The sequence below is a fragment of the Frankia sp. CeRuru1 genome (assembly GCF_977966315.1).
This window is the reverse complement of record NZ_CDWWEW010000284.1, coordinates 1-2,100: the sequence shown is the minus strand read 5'-3', so window position 1 is coordinate 2,100 and position 2,100 is coordinate 1. Positions and strand designations below refer to the sequence as shown.

Annotated in this window: 3 protein-coding genes; 1 reads left to right on the top strand and 2 read right to left on the bottom strand. The window is 72.8% G+C overall.

From position 1 onward, the window contains the following. The coding region (locus AC08OP_RS17965; RefSeq protein ID WP_476615253.1) for an ornithine cyclodeaminase family domain at window positions 1-547 on the top strand (547 nt) is incomplete at its 5' end. Between the two features lie 68 nt (window positions 548-615). On the opposite strand, the gene AC08OP_RS17960 is transcribed toward AC08OP_RS17965, so the two are convergent. Together AC08OP_RS17960 and AC08OP_RS17955 are read right to left on the bottom strand one after the other, a co-directional pair. Beyond that, window positions 616-1,674 carry an ROK family glucokinase gene (locus AC08OP_RS17960; protein ID WP_476615252.1) on the bottom strand — a complete coding sequence of 353 codons (1,059 nt, stop codon included), beginning with the start codon at window positions 1,672-1,674 and terminating at the stop codon, window positions 616-618. Next, a partial coding sequence (locus AC08OP_RS17955) for a hypothetical protein (RefSeq protein WP_476615251.1) occupies window positions 1,671-2,100 on the bottom strand: 430 nt, incomplete at its 5' end. The genes AC08OP_RS17960 and AC08OP_RS17955, both read right to left, overlap by 4 nt.

The window sequence follows — 2,100 nt, the reverse complement described above, 5'->3', positions numbered from 1 at the left end:
CGTGGAGGCTGCCCTCTACGGATCGCCGCTGGGGCTCGGGCCGCTGCGCAGCGGCCGGGTGCAGCGCGGCAGCGAGCAGCACATCCGCGCGGTCAACACGATCCGCCGGGAGGGATCCATCCGGGCCGCCGTGGAGTCCGGCGTGCTCACCCAGGGGATCATGCACGCGATGGTCAAGGCCAACAAGACCTTCGTGCTCGTCGGATCGGTCCGCGACGAAGGCCCGCTGCCCGACGTCCACACCGACGTCCTGGCAGGCCAGCGGGCGATGCGCGCCGCGCTGCGGGGAGTGGCGTTCGCCCTCATGATCGCCAGCGCCCAGTACTCCGTGGCCACCGGCAACATCCTGCCGGCCTCGGTCCCGGTGGCCTGCGTGGACGTCAACCCCTCGACGGTGCACGCCCTCACCGAACGCACCAGCGCGCACGCGGTCGGCGTCGTCGCCGACACCGGGCTGTTCCTCGAGGAGCTCGCCGCCGAACTGGTGCCCGACTACCGGTCCTCCCCACCTAGCGGCTTCGCCGCGACGCGGGGACCCCTGTCATAGGGCGCCGTACGGGGTCTCCGTCGAATCGCCTTCGGCGACCCTCCTGGGATACTCGTGGGGATTTCGGGTCAGAACCGGGCGAGGTCGGCCGCGCCCACGAGGCCCGCTTGGGATCCGAGCTCGGCGATGACGATGTCCGGCTCGGAACGGTAATCCCGCCCGGGCATGGCGGCCAGGAGGCTCTGCCGGGCCGGGCCGAGCAGCAGCTCGCCGGCGTCGGAGACGCCGCCGCCGATGACGAAGCGGTTCGGGTCGAGCGCGGCGACCAGCGTCGCCATACCCTCGCCTAGCCAGTGGCCGATCTCGGTGAAGCACCTGATCGCCGCCGGGTCCCCTTTGCGTGCCGCCTCGGTGACGTCCGGGCCGGTCAGCGCGTCGACGCCACCGCCACAATGCTCCAGCATGGGCACGGCCGCACTCGGATCCACGGTGGCGATGTTCTTCGCCAGCCGGACCAGCGCTCGCCCGCTCGCATACTGTTCCCAGCACCCTCTGTTACCACATCCGCACGGGTACCCGTCGGGTACCACCCGCATGTGGCCCATCTCGGCGCCGATACCGGACGCGCCCCGGTAGAGCTCACCGCCCAGGACGATGCCGCTGCCGATGCCGGTTCCCACCGTCAGGCAGACGAGGTCACGCCGGCCACGGCCGGCCCCGAAACGGTACTCCGCCCAGGCCATCGCGTTGGCGTCGTTCTCCACGACGACGGGCAGGCCGATGCGCGCCCCGACCTCGTCGCGCAGGGGTTCGTCGCGCCAGGCGAGGTTCGGTGCAAACAGGACGCGGGACCGGTCCGAGTCGACCCACCCGGCCGCGCCGATGCCGACCGCACGCACGGCGTGGTCGGCACTGAGCTCCGCGACGACGCTGGCGATGGTGTCCGCGACCTCGGCGGCCGAATGGCCCGGGGTAGGCCGGCGCAGGGAGGTGATGATCGTCCCCGCGCCGTCCACGACGCCGGCGGCGACCTTCGTCCCGCCAACGTCGACGCCGATCGTCAGGCCCTCCATCCGGTTCTCCACCGGCAACGGGCCGGGGGCCGCACCGGCACGCTCGGTGCGCGGAACCGTCAAGCTGCCCGGAATATCCAGATTCTTCGAACTATCGGGAGTAGCGATGCTCACGTGATATCGATCCTCTGCACGCGGGGTCTAAGCGCGGTGGCGGGTTGAGTGCCGGTGGTGTCCCCCGGCCATGGATGATCCCCAGATGCGGGGGGCGCCGTCTCGCGCCGTCGCGGCGTGGCGGGCCCCGGAGCGTCCTCCCCACGGGCACCGAGGGCGGCGCGGAACGCCGCGGTCAGGGATCCGGCAGCCGCGAGGAGATGGCCAACCACCTCGGGGCGGTCGCCGGCGAGGCTCGCCAGGAGCCGGCACAGCGGGCACACGGCGCAGGGCCAGGTGTGATCCGCGGGTCCCGGCGCCGGATCCGCGTGGGGATCGGGTATCGACGCCGCATCGTCGGCGGCGGGTCCCGCCGCCGACGATGCGGCGGGACCGGGATGGCCGGGGGGCAGGTGCGAGGCGGCCCAGTCCCGCAGGGCGTCAGCG